The organism is Lutibacter litoralis (genome assembly GCF_014646675.1).
In the GTDB taxonomy this organism is placed as follows: Bacteria; Bacteroidota; Bacteroidia; order Flavobacteriales; family Flavobacteriaceae; genus Lutibacter; species Lutibacter litoralis.
Window position 1 is genome coordinate 327,862 of sequence record NZ_BMNS01000002.1, and the last position, 17,153, is coordinate 345,014.

13 protein-coding genes are annotated in these 17,153 nt (G+C 29.6%); 2 read left to right on the forward strand and 11 right to left on the reverse strand.

Annotated features, from left to right (window positions below):
* Window positions 1–750, forward strand: coding sequence for a tyrosine-protein phosphatase (locus IEW75_RS04185; RefSeq protein ID WP_134247340.1), 750 nt, complete (start codon window positions 1–3; stop codon window positions 748–750).
* A 22-nt stretch (window positions 751–772) separates the two neighbouring features.
* On the opposite strand, the gene IEW75_RS04190 is transcribed toward IEW75_RS04185, so the two are convergent.
* The 5 genes from IEW75_RS04190 to IEW75_RS04210 all read right to left on the reverse strand — a co-directional run bounded on the left by IEW75_RS04190 (window position 773) and on the right by IEW75_RS04210 (window position 8,355).
* A complete protein-coding gene (locus tag IEW75_RS04190) occupies window positions 773–3,121 on the reverse strand; it encodes a GumC family protein (RefSeq protein WP_134247339.1) in 2,349 nt (782 codons plus the stop codon).
* A 1-nt stretch (window position 3,122) separates the two neighbouring features.
* Window positions 3,123–3,872, reverse strand: coding sequence for a polysaccharide biosynthesis/export family protein (locus tag IEW75_RS04195; protein ID WP_134247338.1), 750 nt, complete (start codon window positions 3,870–3,872; stop codon window positions 3,123–3,125).
* Window positions 3,873–3,908: 36 nt separating this feature from the next.
* The gene (locus IEW75_RS04200) at window positions 3,909–5,795 is read right to left on the reverse strand and encodes a polysaccharide biosynthesis protein (RefSeq protein ID WP_134247337.1); all 1,887 of its coding nucleotides are present in this window, start codon (window positions 5,793–5,795) and stop codon (window positions 3,909–3,911) included.
* 1 nt (window position 5,796) lies between these two features.
* Window positions 5,797–6,909 (reverse strand): DegT/DnrJ/EryC1/StrS family aminotransferase, encoded by a 1,113-nt coding sequence (locus IEW75_RS04205; RefSeq protein WP_134247336.1) that lies wholly within the window; start codon window positions 6,907–6,909, stop codon window positions 5,797–5,799.
* Between the two features lie 126 nt (window positions 6,910–7,035).
* Window positions 7,036–8,355, reverse strand: coding sequence for a S28 family serine protease (locus IEW75_RS04210; protein WP_134247335.1), 1,320 nt, complete (start codon window positions 8,353–8,355; stop codon window positions 7,036–7,038).
* Between the two features lie 153 nt (window positions 8,356–8,508).
* Between IEW75_RS04210 and IEW75_RS04215 the strand changes: the two genes are divergently transcribed.
* Window positions 8,509–11,535 carry an aminotransferase class III-fold pyridoxal phosphate-dependent enzyme gene (locus tag IEW75_RS04215; protein ID WP_134247334.1) on the forward strand — a complete coding sequence of 1,009 codons (3,027 nt, stop codon included), beginning with the start codon at window positions 8,509–8,511 and terminating at the stop codon, window positions 11,533–11,535.
* Here IEW75_RS04215 and IEW75_RS04220 read toward each other — a convergent pair.
* The 6 genes from IEW75_RS04220 to IEW75_RS04245 form a co-directional block, all read right to left on the reverse strand.
* Window positions 11,532–12,605 (reverse strand): alanine racemase, encoded by a 1,074-nt coding sequence (locus tag IEW75_RS04220; RefSeq protein WP_134247333.1) that lies wholly within the window; start codon window positions 12,603–12,605, stop codon window positions 11,532–11,534. The two genes, IEW75_RS04215 and IEW75_RS04220, sit on opposite strands and share 4 nt — an antisense overlap.
* A gap of 3 nt (window positions 12,606–12,608) precedes the next feature.
* Window positions 12,609–13,976 carry a sodium:solute symporter family protein gene (locus IEW75_RS04225; protein ID WP_229714391.1) on the reverse strand — a complete coding sequence of 456 codons (1,368 nt, stop codon included), beginning with the start codon at window positions 13,974–13,976 and terminating at the stop codon, window positions 12,609–12,611.
* Window positions 13,977–14,024: 48 nt separating this feature from the next.
* Window positions 14,025–14,468, reverse strand: a complete 444-nt coding sequence (locus IEW75_RS04230; RefSeq protein WP_134247331.1) for a GNAT family N-acetyltransferase — start codon at window positions 14,466–14,468, stop codon at window positions 14,025–14,027.
* 10 nt (window positions 14,469–14,478) lie between these two features.
* On the reverse strand, window positions 14,479–14,673 hold the full coding sequence (rpsU, locus tag IEW75_RS04235) for a 30S ribosomal protein S21 (protein WP_134247330.1): 195 nt from the start codon (window positions 14,671–14,673) through the stop codon (window positions 14,479–14,481).
* A gap of 194 nt (window positions 14,674–14,867) precedes the next feature.
* Window positions 14,868–15,347, reverse strand: a complete 480-nt coding sequence (locus tag IEW75_RS04240) for a MarR family winged helix-turn-helix transcriptional regulator (protein ID WP_134247329.1) — start codon at window positions 15,345–15,347, stop codon at window positions 14,868–14,870.
* A 75-nt stretch (window positions 15,348–15,422) separates the two neighbouring features.
* Window positions 15,423–17,150, reverse strand: coding sequence for a DUF885 domain-containing protein (locus IEW75_RS04245; protein ID WP_134247328.1), 1,728 nt, complete (start codon window positions 17,148–17,150; stop codon window positions 15,423–15,425).
* Between the last annotated feature and the right edge of the window lie 3 nt (window positions 17,151–17,153).

Consider the following 17,153-nt stretch of genomic DNA (forward strand, 5'->3'; position numbering starts at 1 on the left):
ATGCTGTCTTTTTTCAGAAAAAATAAGAATTCTATTACTACATTATTTCCTGATAATTATGTAGATATTCATTCGCATTTATTACCAAATATAGATGATGGTTCTAAAAGTTTTGAAGAATCTGTAGCACTTATTAAAAGACTTTCTAATTACGGTATAAAAAACTTTGTTATTACACCGCACATAATGGATGGTGTTTGGAATAATACACCTCGAAACATAAATCAAAAACTGTTTGAGTTTACTAATTATTTAAAAACTCAAGAAATTTATGATATAAATATTAGAGCTGCTGCCGAATATATGATTGATGCAAATTTTGAAATATTACTAAGTAAAAAAAAACTACTTACCATTAATGATAAGTATTTACTTATAGAACTTTCTTATTTTAATCCACCAATAAATTTAAAAGAAATTCTTTTCAAGATTCAAATTGCTGGCTATCAACCTATTCTAGCACATCCAGAACGTTACACTTTTTATCATTCAAATTATAAGGAGTTTTTTAAATTAAAAGAGCGGGGTTGCTTATTCCAGTTAAATTTACTTTCATTATCGCAACATTATGGTTCTAAAACAACTAAAATTGCTGAACAGTTATTAAAAGATAATCTTATAGATTTCACAGGAACGGATACGCACAATAATCACCATTTAAATGTTTTAGAAACTATAAACAATAGAAAATTATTAAAACTGGTTGCGCCAGTTTTAGAGCATAATTCTAAACTACTTCAACACAATTAAATTATAACAATTATTATAATCTTTAAAATGGTATTACTTTTCTCCACCATCTATTTTTCTTAGTTTCTTTTTCGGCATGACCATAACCATAGCCATAACCATAGCCGTAACCTCTTTCTAAATCGGTGTCGTTAATTAAAACAGCCATATTTGGCAAACGTTTTTCTTTATATAACTTATTTGGAATTTCAAGCAAACGTTTATCTAAGTAATTTGCTCGTATAACATAAATAAATAAATCTGCTTGTTGGCTAAACAGTAAAGTATCTGTAACAATATTAATTGGAGCAGTATCAACAATAACATAATCGTAATTAGCTTTTCCATATGCTAAAACCTCATCAAAACGTCCGTTCATTAATAATTCTGAAGGATTAGGAGCAATAATTCCAGATTCTAAAATATCAAAATTAGTTTCTTCAAATTGTTCAATTACATCATATACATTTAATGAAGTATCCATTAAAAAATGTGAAAGTCCTTTTTTTGTAGATTTAATATTTAAATATTCAACAATTTTAGGCTTTCTAATATCCCCTCCAATTAATAATACTTTTTTATTGGTTAATGCTAAAACAGAAGCTAAATTTATGGCAATAAAGGTTTTTCCTTCACCTGCCAGAGTTGATGTAATAAAAATAGTTTTAGAGTTGCCTTTAACACTGGAAAGCATAAAATTAACATTGGTTCTTAACAATCTAAAAGATTCTGAAGTACTATCTCGATCTCGATCTGAAATAACCACCTTTTTTTCTGATTTAGATTGAGGAATATCTCCTAATATAGGAATGTTAATTGCATCTTCAACATCTTTACGCGTATGTATTTTATTATCTAATAAAAATATTACGTATAAGACACCAAAAGGTAAAATTAAACCTATTGATAAGGCCGTTAAATAGAATATTCGGCGATTTGGGGCTACTGGATAACCACCGCCATAAGCCTTATCTACAATTTTAGCATTAGGCAGGGTAACTGCCAAAGTTATTGCATTTTCTTCCCTTTTTTGTAATAAATATAAATACAATGCTTCTATTATTTCTTGCTGCCTTTGAATATCTCTATATTCCCTTTCCTGTTTTGGTACCGCAGCAATTTTTGAATTAAACCTAATTTCTTGATTTTTTATATCGTTTAATGAAATTGTTAACGAAGATTTTAAATTAGATAAACTTTGTAAAATATTCTCTTTAAATTGGTTTAATTGTGTATTTAAATTTATAACTGTTGGATGTAACTCACTAGAACTATTTAGTATTCTATTTCGCTCTAACAACAATTCATTATACTTACTTATACTCTCGGTAATTGAACTATTGTCTATACCCAAACCAGCTGGAATAAGTTCTTTAGTATTTGACGAAATATATTCATTTACGTAATCAACTAACTTTAATTGGGTACTTAAAGCTATAATTTGTTTTGAAAGTTCATTTTTAGATTGCAAGGCGATTCCTGCTTCCGAAGAAATATCTGTTAATCTATTTTGTATTTTAAATTCTTCAACTCCAGCTTCTATTTGCGATAAATCTTCATCAATAATTGAAATTCTATCATTAATAAATTCATTGGTTCTTTTGGCTATTAAACTTTTGTCTGTTACAGCATCTATATTGTATTGTTTTATTAAATTATCAAGAATTTCTTGTGCTTTCTCGTTCACACGATCTCTTAAACTTAAACGAATTACACTAGAATTTTTTACAACTTCAACCTGAATTCGATTTCTATAACTCTCTGCAACTGATCTTAAAGGAATGATTTTAATTATTGTTTCATCATTAACTTTTAACCTATTTACATCTTTTGGCGTAATTACTATGTCTCCAAAAGATAAGCTTATTTTTTCACCAAAAGCAAATTCTTTTTCCTCCAGGGTAGTTTTTAAAATTATGTGTGTTTTAGACTTTATAATAATTGAAAATGTTGTGTATAGTTCGTCAAAAACTGAATCGCTAATTAAAAAATTGATATTAAAAGGTGATCCACTATGAAAAAATTCTGCCTCAATAACTCTTCCCTGATTGTAATACGATACATTTAATTGTAATTCTTTAGCAACTCTTTGAATTAAATTTCTAGATTTTAACAATTCTATTTCATTTTCTAAAGACGCCTGAGAATTACCCACCAAACCTAAGTCTTTAAATGCTGAAAGCTCACTATTTTCTACATCTTCTATTAATATGGTCGCAGAAGCTTCGTATAAATTTGGTGTATAACGTAAGTATATAAAAACAATTGTTAACGCTAAGAAAGTACTTAAAACAAACCATTTCCAGTGGTACACATACTTTTCAATTTCTTCACGAATATTTATGGTACCCTCATTAAAATTTACAGGACTATTTCGCTGATTTTCTTGCATATTAACGTGTTAAAATTAGCACTAAAGAAAGCAGTGCAGATGCTATTGAAATTAAAGATGAAGTTGTACCTATTGCAGAGGAGTTAACTTTTGCCTTATTAGGTTCTACATAAACAATATCATTTTGGGCTAGATAAAAATAAGGCGATTTAAATAAAGATTTATCGGTTAAATCTAAACGAATACTTTCTACTTTATCTCCAGTAGTTCTTAACAGCAGAATATTTTTTCTTTTTCCTTGAATAGTTAAATCTCCAGCCATTGCAAGTGCTTCCGGTATTGAAACTTTTTCATTTTCTAAATTATAAGGACCGGGCGATTTTACTTCTCCTAAAATAGACACTCTAAAGTTCTCCAGTCTAATTGTAACTATTGGGTTTGTAATATACACCTCTAATCTCGATATTAAATTAGCTTTTAGTTCTTCGGTTGTTAAACCACCAACTTTAATTTTACCAAGTTCTGGAAAGATGATATCCCCCTGTTTATCTACCAAATAAGTAATTGGCTTTGTAGTTTGTCCTCCTCCTCCGGTTAAATTATATGCTTTTACTGCGTCAGGTTCACGTGCGCTTACTGTAATATTAAGAATATCGGCAGTTTGTATTTTTGGAGCATAGTTCTTATACAATTCATTTGAAATTGTTTCGTCATTTTGAAAATAAATCATATCCTTTTTAGATACACAAGATGAAATAGTAATTAACATTAAAAAAAGTAATGTAAATTTATATAGGTAGTTTATTTTCATTTTCTGTTTTTTACAAATATATTTAATAAAAATTTGTTATTTATCAAGCACTTGATATTTTGAGTTATTAGATATAAATTCTGGAACAATTTGCTTCATTTTTAAAACTGTTAATTCATTATTATCCTTATTGTTTATATCACATAAATTTTTAATATGTTCCTTTACCGTTTCAGCATCTAATGGAGTAACTTTAGCTATCATAATTTTTTCATGATGGGTCTCAATGGTGTTTTCTGTGGTCGCTAATAACTCTTCATAAATTTTTTCTCCAGGTCGTAAACCTTTTATTTCAATAGCTATATCATCTGGATATTTTAGACCCGATAAACGAATCATGTTTATTGCTAAATCGTAAATTTTAATAGATTTCCCCATATCAAAAACAAAAATTTCTCCACCATTTCCCATAGAACCAGCTTCAAGAACTAACTGACAAGCCTCTGGAATGGTCATAAAATACCTTGTTACATCTTTATGTGTTACCGTAATTGGGCCTCCACTTTTAATTTGCGATTGAAATAATGGAATAACCGAGCCGTTAGAGCCAAGCACATTTCCAAAACGTGTTGTAATAAATTTTGTTGTACCAACTGCATTCAAACAATTAATGTACATTTCTGCAATTCGTTTTGTAGTCCCCATAACATTTGTTGGGTTAACTGCTTTATCTGTAGAAATCATTACAAACTTTTCAACATTATATTCTACTGAAAGATCTGCTAAATTTTTACTTCCCATTACATTTGTTCTGACAGCTTCGTATGGGTTCTCTTCCATTAAAGGAACGTGTTTGTAGGCAGCTGCATGAAAAACTATTTGAGGCTTGTACTTTTTAAAAATAGTAGCAATTCGGTTTTTATTTTGAACATCTGCTACAATTGCTATTATGTTTTGTATGTTCTTATTTGAAAAATACTGTTGAAGATTGTAAAGATCGGATTCAGCTTGATCTATTAAAACTAAATGTTTAACTTTAAAACTAGCAACTTGCCTTACAATTTCACTTCCAATAGAGCCAGCCGCTCCAGTTACTATAATTACTTTATCGCTATATTCTTTATGCAACATTGGATTGTTTAACTCAATTGGAACTCTACCTAATAAATCCTCAATTTTAACAGGTTTTATCTGCTTTGCTTGTAAATCTCCATTCATCCATGTTTGAACTGGTGGAACTATTTTAACTTCTATCGGCAATTTAGATAATGTGTCAACAATTTCAATTAATTTTGAAGGTTTAATATTTTGAATTGCTAAAATAACTTCGTCGATACTCTTTTTTTCAACAAAGTGTATGTTTATTTTATCGGAATTATAAATTCGTATTCCATTTAGTTTATTTCCTGCTTTTCTTTTATCATCATCAACAAATCCAACTAAATGAATTCTGCTAGTTTTATCGTCCTTCAATATAGAATGTACCAATATACCTGCTTCACCAGCACCGTAAATTAAAACCCTCTTTTCTACAGAAGAGCCCGAGGTTAAAAGTGAATAAAATTCTTTATATAAAAATCGAATAACAATTAAGACAATTACGTTTAGTAAAAAATGAATTGCAATTATAGATTTTGGAATTGTAAATTCTGTTATGAAGTTAAATTGATGATTTAACATTACAATTGCGATTAATGTGCCAAAAATTAAAAAACTGGCAAGAATTACATTAATGGAGTCTCTAACCCCTGTATGTCTTATAACTCCTTTATAGGAGCCAACCATTAAAAAACTTATTAATGCAGCAATTACCACCACTGGAAGCTGTATAATAAACTTGGAAGTATCAAAATTAAGACTAAAATTAAATCGTATTAAATAAGATAAAATAAATGTATTGAAAACAATATAGATATCGATAATTAATACAAACCACCTTGGTGTATTTCTTTTTAATAATTCTCTAAATACATTACTTATCATACTAAAAACAGTTTAGAACCCCAACAACCTTCTCCAATTCATTTTCAGTAATATTAGACCCACTTGGCAAGCATAAACCCGTATTAAACAATTGTTCAGAATTTCCATTTGAAAAACTTAAGCAATTTTTAAATATTGGCTGTATATGCATTGGTTTCCACAATGGTCTAGATTCAATATTTTCTTTCTCGAAAGATAGTCTAATATTTTCTCTTATTTTAAATGATTGCGTTAAAATACAAGTTAACCACCTATTTGAATAATAACCTTTAGGTTCTTTTAAAAATTTGAAATTAGTATTTTTAATATTCGATCTGTAAAAATCAAAATTAGCTCTTCTTGCTGCTACTCTTTCATTTAAAACCTCTAATTGTCCTCTTCCAATACCCGCAACAATATTAGACATTCTATAATTATAACCTATTTGAGAATGTTGATAATGGGGTGCATTATCCCTTGCTTGTGTTGCTAAAAATATGGCTGTTTTTTTATGTTTTTTATTCTTACTTATGATTGCACCTCCGCCAGAAGTTGTTATTATTTTATTCCCATTAAAAGATAAAATAGAAAAATCCCCAAAAGTTCCACATTTTTTATTGTTTGCTTTACTTCCCAAAGCTTCTGCACTGTCTTCAATAACAGGAATTTCATATTTTTTACCTAATTCACTAATCTTTGCAACATTATAAGGCATCCCATATAAGTGAACTGCAATAATTGCTTTTGGTTTTTTTCCGTGTTTTAGTCGGTGCAAAATAGCAATTTCTAATTGTTCGGGACACATATTCCAAGTTTCCAATTCACTATCAATAAAAACAGGTGTCGCTCCTTGATAAACAATTGGATTTGCTGAAGCTGAAAATGTAAAACTTTGACAGAGTACCTCATCTCCCTTAGAAACTCCTAATATAATTAAAGCTAAATGTATTGCAGAAGTTCCAGAATTTAGCGCTGCAATATAGGAACCTTCACTTAAATAATCCTCTAAACTATTTTCAAATTCGTTTACATTTGGACCTAAAGGAGCTACCCAATTTGTGTCGAATGCCTCTTGAACATATTTTTGTTCTCCTCCACCCATATGGGGAGATGATAGCCAAATTTTATTTTTCATTATCTTCTTCCTTTCAAAACACAAAATTACTGTATTTATTTTATAACATCAGAATTGAAATTTCTATATTATTTAAAAATATAATTAGTTTGCCGTAAAATTTATAAGTTGATTAACTTATATTTTTTAGTCTTCCAGAGGGTAGATTGTAACACTATAACCTAGCCAATTTTGTAATTTATCGTACATTAATTGTTGGTCTTGTGTAGAAAAATCTTTAATTCTTGTTTTATGTGAACCTTCACTTAGAACCATTTTTAAAGCATCTACATGAGGCTTAGGATTTGGAGCACAAGCGCCCCAAGTATCGTATTCTCCATAGATATAAAGAATCTTTTTCCCTTTATTTTCAACAAAATCTCGTACTTCTTTTATATAATTAGCGTTGTAAGTTAAATCCACATTTTTTGGCGCAAAACGTAAATTTGTAGGGTTATGAACAACTTGTAATAAATCTTTTACAGGCGTGGTATCGAATCCATAATATCCTAATTCCGTAATATGTTGGTAATATGATGGCAACAAATCATAATAGGTTTTATCATTGTAAAAACTAATTCCAACAATTGTATTGATGTAATTGAACATTTGTTTTGCAGAAGCATCTTCAGCAGGAATTTCTTCGCAACTTCCTCCCCATTGCCAAAACGAAAATGGAAATTCTAAAACACTATATTCTAAAGCTTCTTCAATAGAAAGCTCTGTAAAACTCATTTCCTTTTCTTTAGCATATTTTGAAATTTCAATTAAAAGTGAATCTCTATTTTTTAAAACCTGACGTTGAAATTGTCTAATTTTTTCTCTACACTCATCACTTCCAACAGTATTAATATGCGCTTGGGTCCGTATATCTTCTTGAGTATTTATTAATGGTGCTACATAAGGTACTGCAACATCAACATCCCAAGGATATTTACTTTTATGAATTAAAACTGTTTCGCCTCCTTTGCTAATTCCTGTCGAAATCCATTTTCCAGTATATAGCCTTTTTAATTTTGAAATTATTTTATGATAATCTTCAATAGCTAAATCATTTTTTAAATACTGCCAAGGAATGGTATCGGGGCGCGATTTTCCATAAAAACGGTATTCAACTTGTACCTGATTCCCTTTAAATATTTTACTTAATTCATAGGTTCGTGGAGTCGCATTATAGCCTTCAGTTATAAAAACCGTTGGTTTAGATTCATCTACATGAGACAAATAAAAATAATGTTTAAATGTTCCAGCTGCTAGATTTTTATGATCTAACGGTTGGTCTAATACTATTTGGTAAGCTTTTGTAAAATGGTCTTTTACCTCTATTTTTGTAATTTCAGCAGCTGGAAATAATTTTTCTATTTTCTGCTGAAATGTTAATATTTCAACAGGTTCTAAACGAACTCTACAACCAACAATAATTGTACTTAGGGCAATAAATAAAAATAAGGCTTTAATTTTTTTCATGAAATGTTTTTAAAGATTTAAAGTTAGCCACTAAAAGAGGATTAAACATACTAACTTCAACTAATAATTTAATATCTTAACAAAAATAAGAATTAAATTCACATAAATTTTGAATAATTTAGTTTATCCTGTTTTAAAAAATATTAACTAATAATGAATTACAATAGCGTTAAAATAACTACTACTGAAGCCGAAAAAATACTTTTAAATATTTATAATTTAAAAGGAAAAGCGACTAAACTTCCAGGAGAAGTAGATTTCAACTTTAGAGTTAAAATTGAAAATTCAACTAGTTATATTTTAAAAATTTCAAGACCCCATGAAGATTTAGACTGCATCGATTTTCAACAAAAGCTATTAAAATATATTGTAAAAAAAGATTCAAATTTAACTGTTCCAAAAATTATTGTAGATTCAAAAGGAAATAACATTTCTCAAATTATTGATGGTTTTGGTAAAACTAGAAAAGTTAGATTACTTACTTGGATATCTGGACGTATTTGGAGTTCGGTTAATCCACAATTAGACAATTTACGTTTTAGTTTAGGAAATAAATGTGGTTTGTTAACACGAACTCTACAAGGATTTGAGCACCCAAAAGCAACAAGAAATTTTGATTGGGATATTGCGCAATCACTTTGGACAAAAAAACATTTAAATCTATTTAATTTTGATGAAAAAGAAATCATAACCTATTTTCAACATAAATTTGAAAATAACGTTGAATCTTACTCAAAATTAAGAAAATCGGTAGTTCATAATGATGCTAATGACAATAACATAATTGTTTCAGAAAATTTGATTAACCCAAAAGTTGAAGCAATAATTGACTTTGGAGATGCCATAAATACGCAAATAATAAATGATGTAGCAATAACCTTGTACACAACAATAAACGAGAACAATCCGTTAGCCGCAGCCTTACCAATTGTAAAAGGGTACCATAATTCTTTTCCATTAAAAGAAGCTGAACTCGAACATTTATATACTGCTGTGGCAATGCGCTTAATTATTTCAGTTACAAAATCGGCAATTAATAAAATAAAAGAACCAGACAATGAGTATTTACAAATAAGCGAAAAACCTGCTTGGGAAATTTTAAAAAGATGGCATAAAATACCTGCGGATTTTGCACTATACAGTTTTAGAAAAGCGTGCGGTTTTACAGCACATCCAAATGAAAAAAAACTTAATAACTGGATTTTAGAAAATAATTTTCAACTATCCGAATTATTTCCAACAATTCAAAAAAATAAAATTCAACCTTTAGATTTAAGCGTTTCCAGTAAATGGATTGGACATCAAGAAGCGTTTAACGATTTAGATTTATTTGAATATAAAATCAACAAATTACAGGCTAAAAATCCTTCAAAAATAATTGCTGGGGGATATTTAGAACCGCGTCCAATATATACCTCGGAAGATTTTGATACCATTGGAAATAATGGAAGAGAAAGTAGAACCATTCATTTAGGAGTTGATTTTTGGTTACCTTCACAAACTCCTGTTCACACATTATTTAATGGTGAAATTGTAGTTTGCTATAATAATGCCGGCAATAAATTATATGGTGGACTTATTATTTTAAAACATACTATTCAAAATTTTGAATTTTATACATTATACGGGCATTTAAGTATAGAAAGTGTTAGCAACAAAAAAATTGGAGATACCATTAAAAAAGGTGATTGCATTGGTTATTTAGGAAATCGAAAAGAAAATGGCAGTTGGGTACCTCACTTACATTTTCAAGTTTTGCTTGCGCTTTTAGATTTTAAAAATGATTTCCCAGGTGTTGCAAATTTTAATGAAATTGAAGTTTGGAAAAGTATTTGTCCTAATCCTAATTTATTGTTTAAAACAAAAGGGCTTCAAACTAAAAAAGAAACTTCAAATACCGAATTAATTAATTTCAGAAAACAATATTTAGGAAAAAGTTTAAGTCTGCAATATAAAACTCCCATTAAAATGGTTCGTGGAGCAGGGCAATATTTAATGGATGAAATTGGAACAAAATATTTAGATACTGTAAATAATGTTGCACATGTTGGTCATGAGCATTTTTCCGTTGTAAAAGCTGGTCAAGAGCAAATGGCATTGATAAACACAAATTCACGCTATTTACACGAAAATATAAATGCACTTACCAGTGAATTATTAAAAACCTTACCGCCTGAATTAAATGTGCTGCATTTTGTAAATTCTGGTAGCGAAGCCAATGAACTTGCTATTAGAATGGCAAAAGCCGCCACAGGAGAAAAAGATATAATTGCTTCGGAAGTTGGGTATCACGGCAATTCTAATATGTGTGTTGCAATTAGCTCGTATAAATTTGATGGTAAAGGAGGAGATGGTGCGCCAGAACATACTCATGTTTTTCCTATACCAGATAATTTTAGAGGAAAATATACTGGAAATAATACTGGAAAATTATATGTGCACGAAGTTGAAAAATGTATTGTAAATATTCATAATAAAGGCAGAAACGTATGTGCATTTATTATTGAACCAATAATAAGTTGTGGCGGACAAATTGAATTACCAGAAGATTTTTTAGCACAATCTTACAAATTAATTAGAAAAACTGGAGGTGTTTGTATTTCAGATGAAGTGCAAACTGGCTGTGGAAGAATGGGGAATACATTTTGGGGTTTTCAATTACATAATGTAGTTCCAGATATTGTAACTATAGGAAAACCATTAGGTAATGGACATCCAATTGCAGCAGTGGCTTGTACTCAAGAAATTGCTGATAAATTTGCCAACGGAATGGAATATTTTAATACGTTTGGAGGAAACCCAGTTTCGTGCGCTATTGCTAGTGAAGTTTTAAAAACAATAAAACGAGAAAATTTACAAGAAAACGCTTTAAAAGTTGGTGAATTTTTAAAGAATGAGCTGAAACTGCTTGCCAAAGATTTTCCAATTATTGGTGCTATTCGCGGGCAAGGATTATTCTTAGGAATTGAATTAGTTGACCATAATTTAAAGCCATTAGCTGCACAAACAGATTATTTAGCAAATAGGATGAAAGATCACAAAATTTTAATGAGTGTTGATGGTCCAGACCATAATGTTTTAAAAATAAAGCCTCCTATTGTTTTTTCTAAAGAAAATACAGAAGAACTCTTATTTTATTTACGAAAAATACTTTCAGAAGATTTTATGCACTCAATTTAAATCAATCGTTTTTCAATATATCTAGAATTCATAATTCTTAAAGCTCCCATATATTTCATTTTAAATGAAACAACGTCTCCTATCTTATATTTTTTTCTAGTATCTTGTAAATCTACCACCAACATATCTGAACTAGCACCAATAAATGTTAGTTTTTTATCTACAGGAATTAAAAAATCTGTTGTAGCAATATCTAATAACCCAATATCTAAAATTGCTCTTCTATGTGTATTTCCATAATCATCAGGGTTAATTTCTAGTAATTCTCCTGATGGATTTTCTTCTAAATCACCATAGGGTAATACCGGCTTTTCTGTAATTTCAATTATTTCAGCATGCAATAAAAAAACATCGTTTTTCATTTTTGGAATTGTCTTATTTGAAAATAAATCGACTCCAAAAAATAAGGTTTCTCCAATTCTAAAATGATTCACTCCTTTAGGAATTTGTTGTTTTTGTAACAAAGGAATCATAACCGAAGAACCTCCAGTAACGTAATCAATTTTTTTACCGAATTTAGCTTCAATTAATTGTTCGTATAAACTTAACTGTATTAATTTATCTTTACTTGGCATAACGCCACTTAAACAATTTAAATTTGCACCAATACCAACAACTTTTATATTAGGAAGTTCAAATACTTTTTTGTAGAATTCCAATAAATGTTCTCCCAAAATACCTTCGCGTAAATCTCCAAGTTCTATCATAATAATTATACGATGTACTTTATTTTGATTTTCAGCTTCTTCGGATAGCCATTTAATGGTTGTAAACTCTGTATTAAAACTTACATCGGCATATTTAACTATATTTTTAATACTTCTTTTTGCAGGTGGCTTAATATAAATAGTTTCAACTTTTGAATTTATAGACTTAATAGTTTTTAAATTTGTGAGCCTCGCATCACATACTTGTTCTTCTCCTAAGGATAATAAATATTCCAAAAACTGTTTATGCCCACATAGCATTTTTACCACTGGAGCCCACTCTTTATCATGCTCTTTAAAGAGGTTTTTTAAATAATTATAATTAGTCTCTAAAGATTTTTTATTAAGTGTTACAAAAGCCATAATTTAATTTTTAATGGATAAATAACTAATTGAAGAGAGCGAAATTCCTACTATAATAGGATCCAAACCAAATGGAATTGGTATTTGTAAAACGGATAATATTAATGTAGAAAACCCACCTAATAACATTGAAACAAGTGCCGCTTTTGGTTTTCTTTTTTTTGAAATAAGAATACCAAGTACGGGAATTAACAAACCGGAAACCATAAAAGAATAGGACAGAAGCATTAATTCTAATACACTTTGCATTGAACTAGCAATTAAAATAGCCAATCCTCCAATTATAAAAGTAGTGATTTGTGAAATTTTAATAGTATTAGGGCTTAAATCTTTAAAACCTAAAATATCTGTGACAAAATTTCCTGACGCTGCTAAAAGACAACTGTCTGCAGTAGACATAATTGCTGAAAAATAAGCTGATAACATTAAACCCATAAAACCAACAGGAAGCACTTTTTTTAATAATAAAGGCATTCCAATTTCAGGATCCATTAATAGTGCATTGTCAAAACCTTCTGCTGCAAATAACCCTTTTGCAGCTGCTATTCGAGCAAATAGACCTAAAATTACCCCCATAAATGCCATAATAGGGTATTCAAATAAACCTGCAATAAACCAAGCTTTTTTAGCAGTTCTTTCGTTTTTACAAGCATATATTCTTTGGTATAACGTCATACCAACAAACCAAATGGGTACAATAATTACAAACCAATTAACCAACTGAACCCAGGTTACATTTTGTAAAGAGTAAAATTTATTTGGTAATACATTTATAATTTCATGATAACCGCCTAAATAATTATAGGCAACAGGAATTCCAATAAAAATTAAACCTGCCATTAAAATAATCCACTGAAAAGTATCAGTGTAAATGACGGCTTTCATTCCTCCAAAGACAGTGTAAACGAGTGCAATCCCACCCATAATTAGTAAGGCATCTAATAAATCTAAACTAGGAAATGTTCCGATAGCTAATTTAGCTCCTGCTAAAAATTGCGACGAAGTAAAACCTAAATATCCTATAAAAGATATAATACCCGCAACCATGGCTACAGTAACTCCATAGTTGTGTTTTAAAAATTCAGGAAATGTTAAAAACCCATGTAAATTACCTTGCTGCACTACTTTTGGTATTAAAAAAACAGCACTTAACCAAGCCCCAATTAAACCTGTAAATAGCATCCAAGATCCAGATATGCCCATCATAAAACCGAGCCCTCCTAAACCAATTGAGAACCCACCACCAACATCTGTAGCAACTACTGAAAGTCCAATATGAGCGCTACTCATTTTACCACCTCCAATATAATAATCCTTAACATCTTTATTCTTTTTGAAATAGTAAAAACCTATTCCAAGTACTAAAATCATGTATATTACAAAGACAATTATGTCTATAATTTCCATAACTAATTTCGACTATTTTTTTAAGCGCATTTCTAAATATTTGTTTTCAAACCCTAGTTTCTCGTACAAAAATTTTGCTGGATTATTTGGCTCAACGTGTAAGGCTATATCTCCATCAGCAATCTCAATTGCCTTTTGCATTATTTTTTTCCCAACTCCTTTACCTCTAGCTTTATTGTGCACTGCTATATAAACTAGAATATTTTCAGGAATATAACCCTCCATTCCAGTTTTATTTACTATAGTTATTCCTAATGCTTCATCTTCATCATTAAAAACCAAAACAAAACCGCCCAACCCCTTTTCTGAATCTTTTACAGCAAAATTTAAACATTTCAAAATAGCATCTCTTTCATCTCCAAACTCTTCTAAATGATTAAATAGAAATTCTACAATTGTTTCCTTTTCTTGCTTAGTTGGTTTAGAATCTTCATTGTAAATTTTAAATTTTTCCATTACTACTATACTATTGATTTTCTTGATCTCTAAGATGTTGTTTATAGGCCGCTTTCTCGATTTGCCTTCTTCTTTTTACAGATTTTTTAGTAAAATGTTTATTCTCTCTTAATTGATTCAAAACCTTTGTGTTTCTAGTTTTTCTTTTATAACGCTTTAAAGCCCTATCAATATTTTCACCTTCTTTTACAGGAATTATTAACATATATTTTTATTGTTTTTTATGATTTCTGCTAAAATACAAAATAGTTTCTATAGAAACTATTTTTAACAACGATATATATTTTAAGATTAATTACATTTACTGTATTTATTTTAACACATATAACAATAATATACAAAAAATCAACTATTAATCAATGGATTCTACAGAAAATTTAAAGAATAATAAAAATGATCTTATTTTTCGTTTGAAAATTCTTCTGCAGTAATTATGGGCGAAGCATCTAACTCTTCAACCTCCATAATTTGAGTTAATAAATCAATTCCTTCAATAATTGTTTGCAATTTTTCTGGAGGAAGTGCTTGCAGTTTTTCACTTAATTTTTGCTGAAAAGTAATAGGAGCAGATTTCAGTAAATCCATTCCACTGGCAGTTAATGAAATAAGTGTAACTCGTTTATCTGATGCTTTTGGAAGTTTTGCAATGAATCCCTTTTTTTCTAAGCGTCTTAAAATTCCTGAAATTGTACTGGCATTTAAATTTAAAAACGCTTTAAGTTTAGCTGCATTTGTTTTAAAATCTTCTTGCTCTGCTAAAAACTGTAAACACAAAAGTTGAGGAATACTTACGCCCTGTTCTTTTTCTACACGCTTGCTTTCTAAGTTAACCGAGCGCACAATTTTTCGTAACCTTATAAGGATATCAATAAAATTCATTTTCCAAAATTACGAAAAATTGATTAGTTGATTACCAAATTGCAATTTCTCAAAATTAATTCTGCAATACTTTCATTATGAAACATTTAATTTTTCTATAAGATCATGTATCCTTTTTTCAAGAATATTAAGCGTAACTGTCCCCTCTTCTAAAATAATTTCATGAAATTGACGAATATCAAATTTGGAACCTAATTCCTTTTCTGCCAACTCTCTAAGTTCTCTTATTTTTAGTTCTCCAATTTTATAAGACAATGCTTGCCCTGGCCATGAAATATAGCGATCTATTTCTGTATTTACTTCATGGATAGAAAGCGCGGTGTTTGATTTTAAATATGTAACAGCTTCTGCTCTAGTCCAATTTTTTATATGAATTCCAGTATCTACTACCAACCTACATGCACGCCACATTTCGTAGGTATATTTCCCAAATTCTTCATAAGGTGTTGTATATATTCCCATTTCATCACCTAAAAATTCTGAATACAATCCCCAACCTTCACCATAAGCCGACAAGTATAAATTCTTTCTAAATTGTGGAATTTCATCACCCATTTCGCTATTTAAACTCATTTGTAAATGGTGTCCAGGAACGGCTTCATGCAATGTTAATGCTGGCAAAACATACAAAGGTCTACTCGGTAGATTATAGGTATTAACCCAATAATAACCAGGTTGTGTACTACTACTTGGAGGACTATATCTACCTGTTGTGTATTTTGGTGCAATTACTGCCGGAACAGGTGCTACACCATAAGGTTTCCTAGGTAATGTTATAAAAAACTTAGGTAACTGAGCATCAACTTGCTTTGCAATATTGCGGGCTTCCTTTAATAAATCATTACCCGTTTTCGCATAAAACTGCTCATCTGTCCTTAAAAAAGTTAAAAAATCAGAAAAAGAACCTTTAAATTCAACTTCATCAATTATTTGCTGCATTTCAGCTTTAATTCTAGCAACTTCTTCTAATCCTTTTTGATGAACCTCTTCGGCTGAGATTTTTAACGTTGTATAATATTCAACCCTGTTTTGATAATAAGCTTTTCCATTTGGCTGATTTGAGACTCCACCACTTTCTCTAGTTTTAACAAAATATTCGTTTTCAAAAAAGTCTCTTATTATTTTAAACTGAGGGATTATTTTAGTCTCAATAACAATTTTAGCTGCAGTTAACAAAGAATCTTTTTGTTCTTTAGTACTATTAGTCGCCAAATTTTTGAATGGTGAATAATAAAAACTATCTTCAAAATTCTCAACTATTTGGCTATTGTAAGTGTCTTCAAAATTGTTAAAAATTATTTTTGGTTGCGAAATTCCTTTCTCTAACCCTTCTCGCATTAATGCAATATGCTGCGAAACAAAATTAGGTAATGCATTTAATTTATTTAAATAACTCACAAATTGCTGATGTGTAGCAAAATCTCGAACTTCATAAGGTAAACTTGTATGGAAACCTGCATCGGATAGCAATGGGTTTAAATAAGCTTCATATTTATAAAAATCAATTTTTTCTTGAAGTATAAATTTTAATAATGCAGCAGAAATTTGTTCGGATTCGGTAAGTTCTTCTAATTTTATACATCCAAAATAATGTAATTGTTGCTCGGCAAAATCAGCTTCATTTTTATAATATTCTTTTGTAAAAACTCCTAAAGGAAATTCTGTTCTATCGAAACCTTGATGTTCTTCATAAGATCTAATTATGTTATTTAATTCTGAAGAAGAATCATCACATTCCTCATTTCCATGATTACAAGAAATAAATACTATTATTAAACAACATAAACTAAGAATATACTTCATACT

Bases quoted from the DNA above. Each gene is read 5' to 3' on its own strand.
- IEW75_RS04195 (WP_134247338.1), bottom strand. From the start codon at position 3,872: ATGAAAATAAACTACCTATATAAATTTACATTACTTTTTTTAATGTTA.
- IEW75_RS04205 (WP_134247336.1), bottom strand. From the start codon at position 6,909: ATGAAAAATAAAATTTGGCTATCATCTCCCCATATGGGTGGAGGAGAA.
- IEW75_RS04185 (WP_134247340.1), top strand. From the start codon at position 1: ATGCTGTCTTTTTTCAGAAAAAATAAGAATTCTATTACTACATTATTT.
- IEW75_RS04215 (WP_134247334.1), top strand. From the start codon at position 8,509: ATGAATTACAATAGCGTTAAAATAACTACTACTGAAGCCGAAAAAATA.
- IEW75_RS04220 (WP_134247333.1), bottom strand. From the start codon at position 12,605: ATGGCTTTTGTAACACTTAATAAAAAATCTTTAGAGACTAATTATAAT.
- IEW75_RS04200 (WP_134247337.1), bottom strand. From the start codon at position 5,795: ATGATAAGTAATGTATTTAGAGAATTATTAAAAAGAAATACACCAAGG.
- IEW75_RS04230 (WP_134247331.1), bottom strand. From the start codon at position 14,468: ATGGAAAAATTTAAAATTTACAATGAAGATTCTAAACCAACTAAGCAA.
- IEW75_RS04190 (WP_134247339.1), bottom strand. From the start codon at position 3,121: ATGCAAGAAAATCAGCGAAATAGTCCTGTAAATTTTAATGAGGGTACC.
- IEW75_RS04225 (WP_229714391.1), bottom strand. From the start codon at position 13,976: ATGATTTTAGTACTTGGAATAGGTTTTTACTATTTCAAAAAGAATAAA.
- IEW75_RS04245 (WP_134247328.1), bottom strand. From the start codon at position 17,150: ATGAAGTATATTCTTAGTTTATGTTGTTTAATAATAGTATTTATTTCT.
- rpsU (WP_134247330.1), bottom strand. From the start codon at position 14,673: ATGTTAATAATTCCTGTAAAAGAAGGTGAAAATATTGATAGGGCTTTA.
- IEW75_RS04210 (WP_134247335.1), bottom strand. From the start codon at position 8,355: ATGAAAAAAATTAAAGCCTTATTTTTATTTATTGCCCTAAGTACAATT.
- IEW75_RS04240 (WP_134247329.1), bottom strand. From the start codon at position 15,347: ATGAATTTTATTGATATCCTTATAAGGTTACGAAAAATTGTGCGCTCG.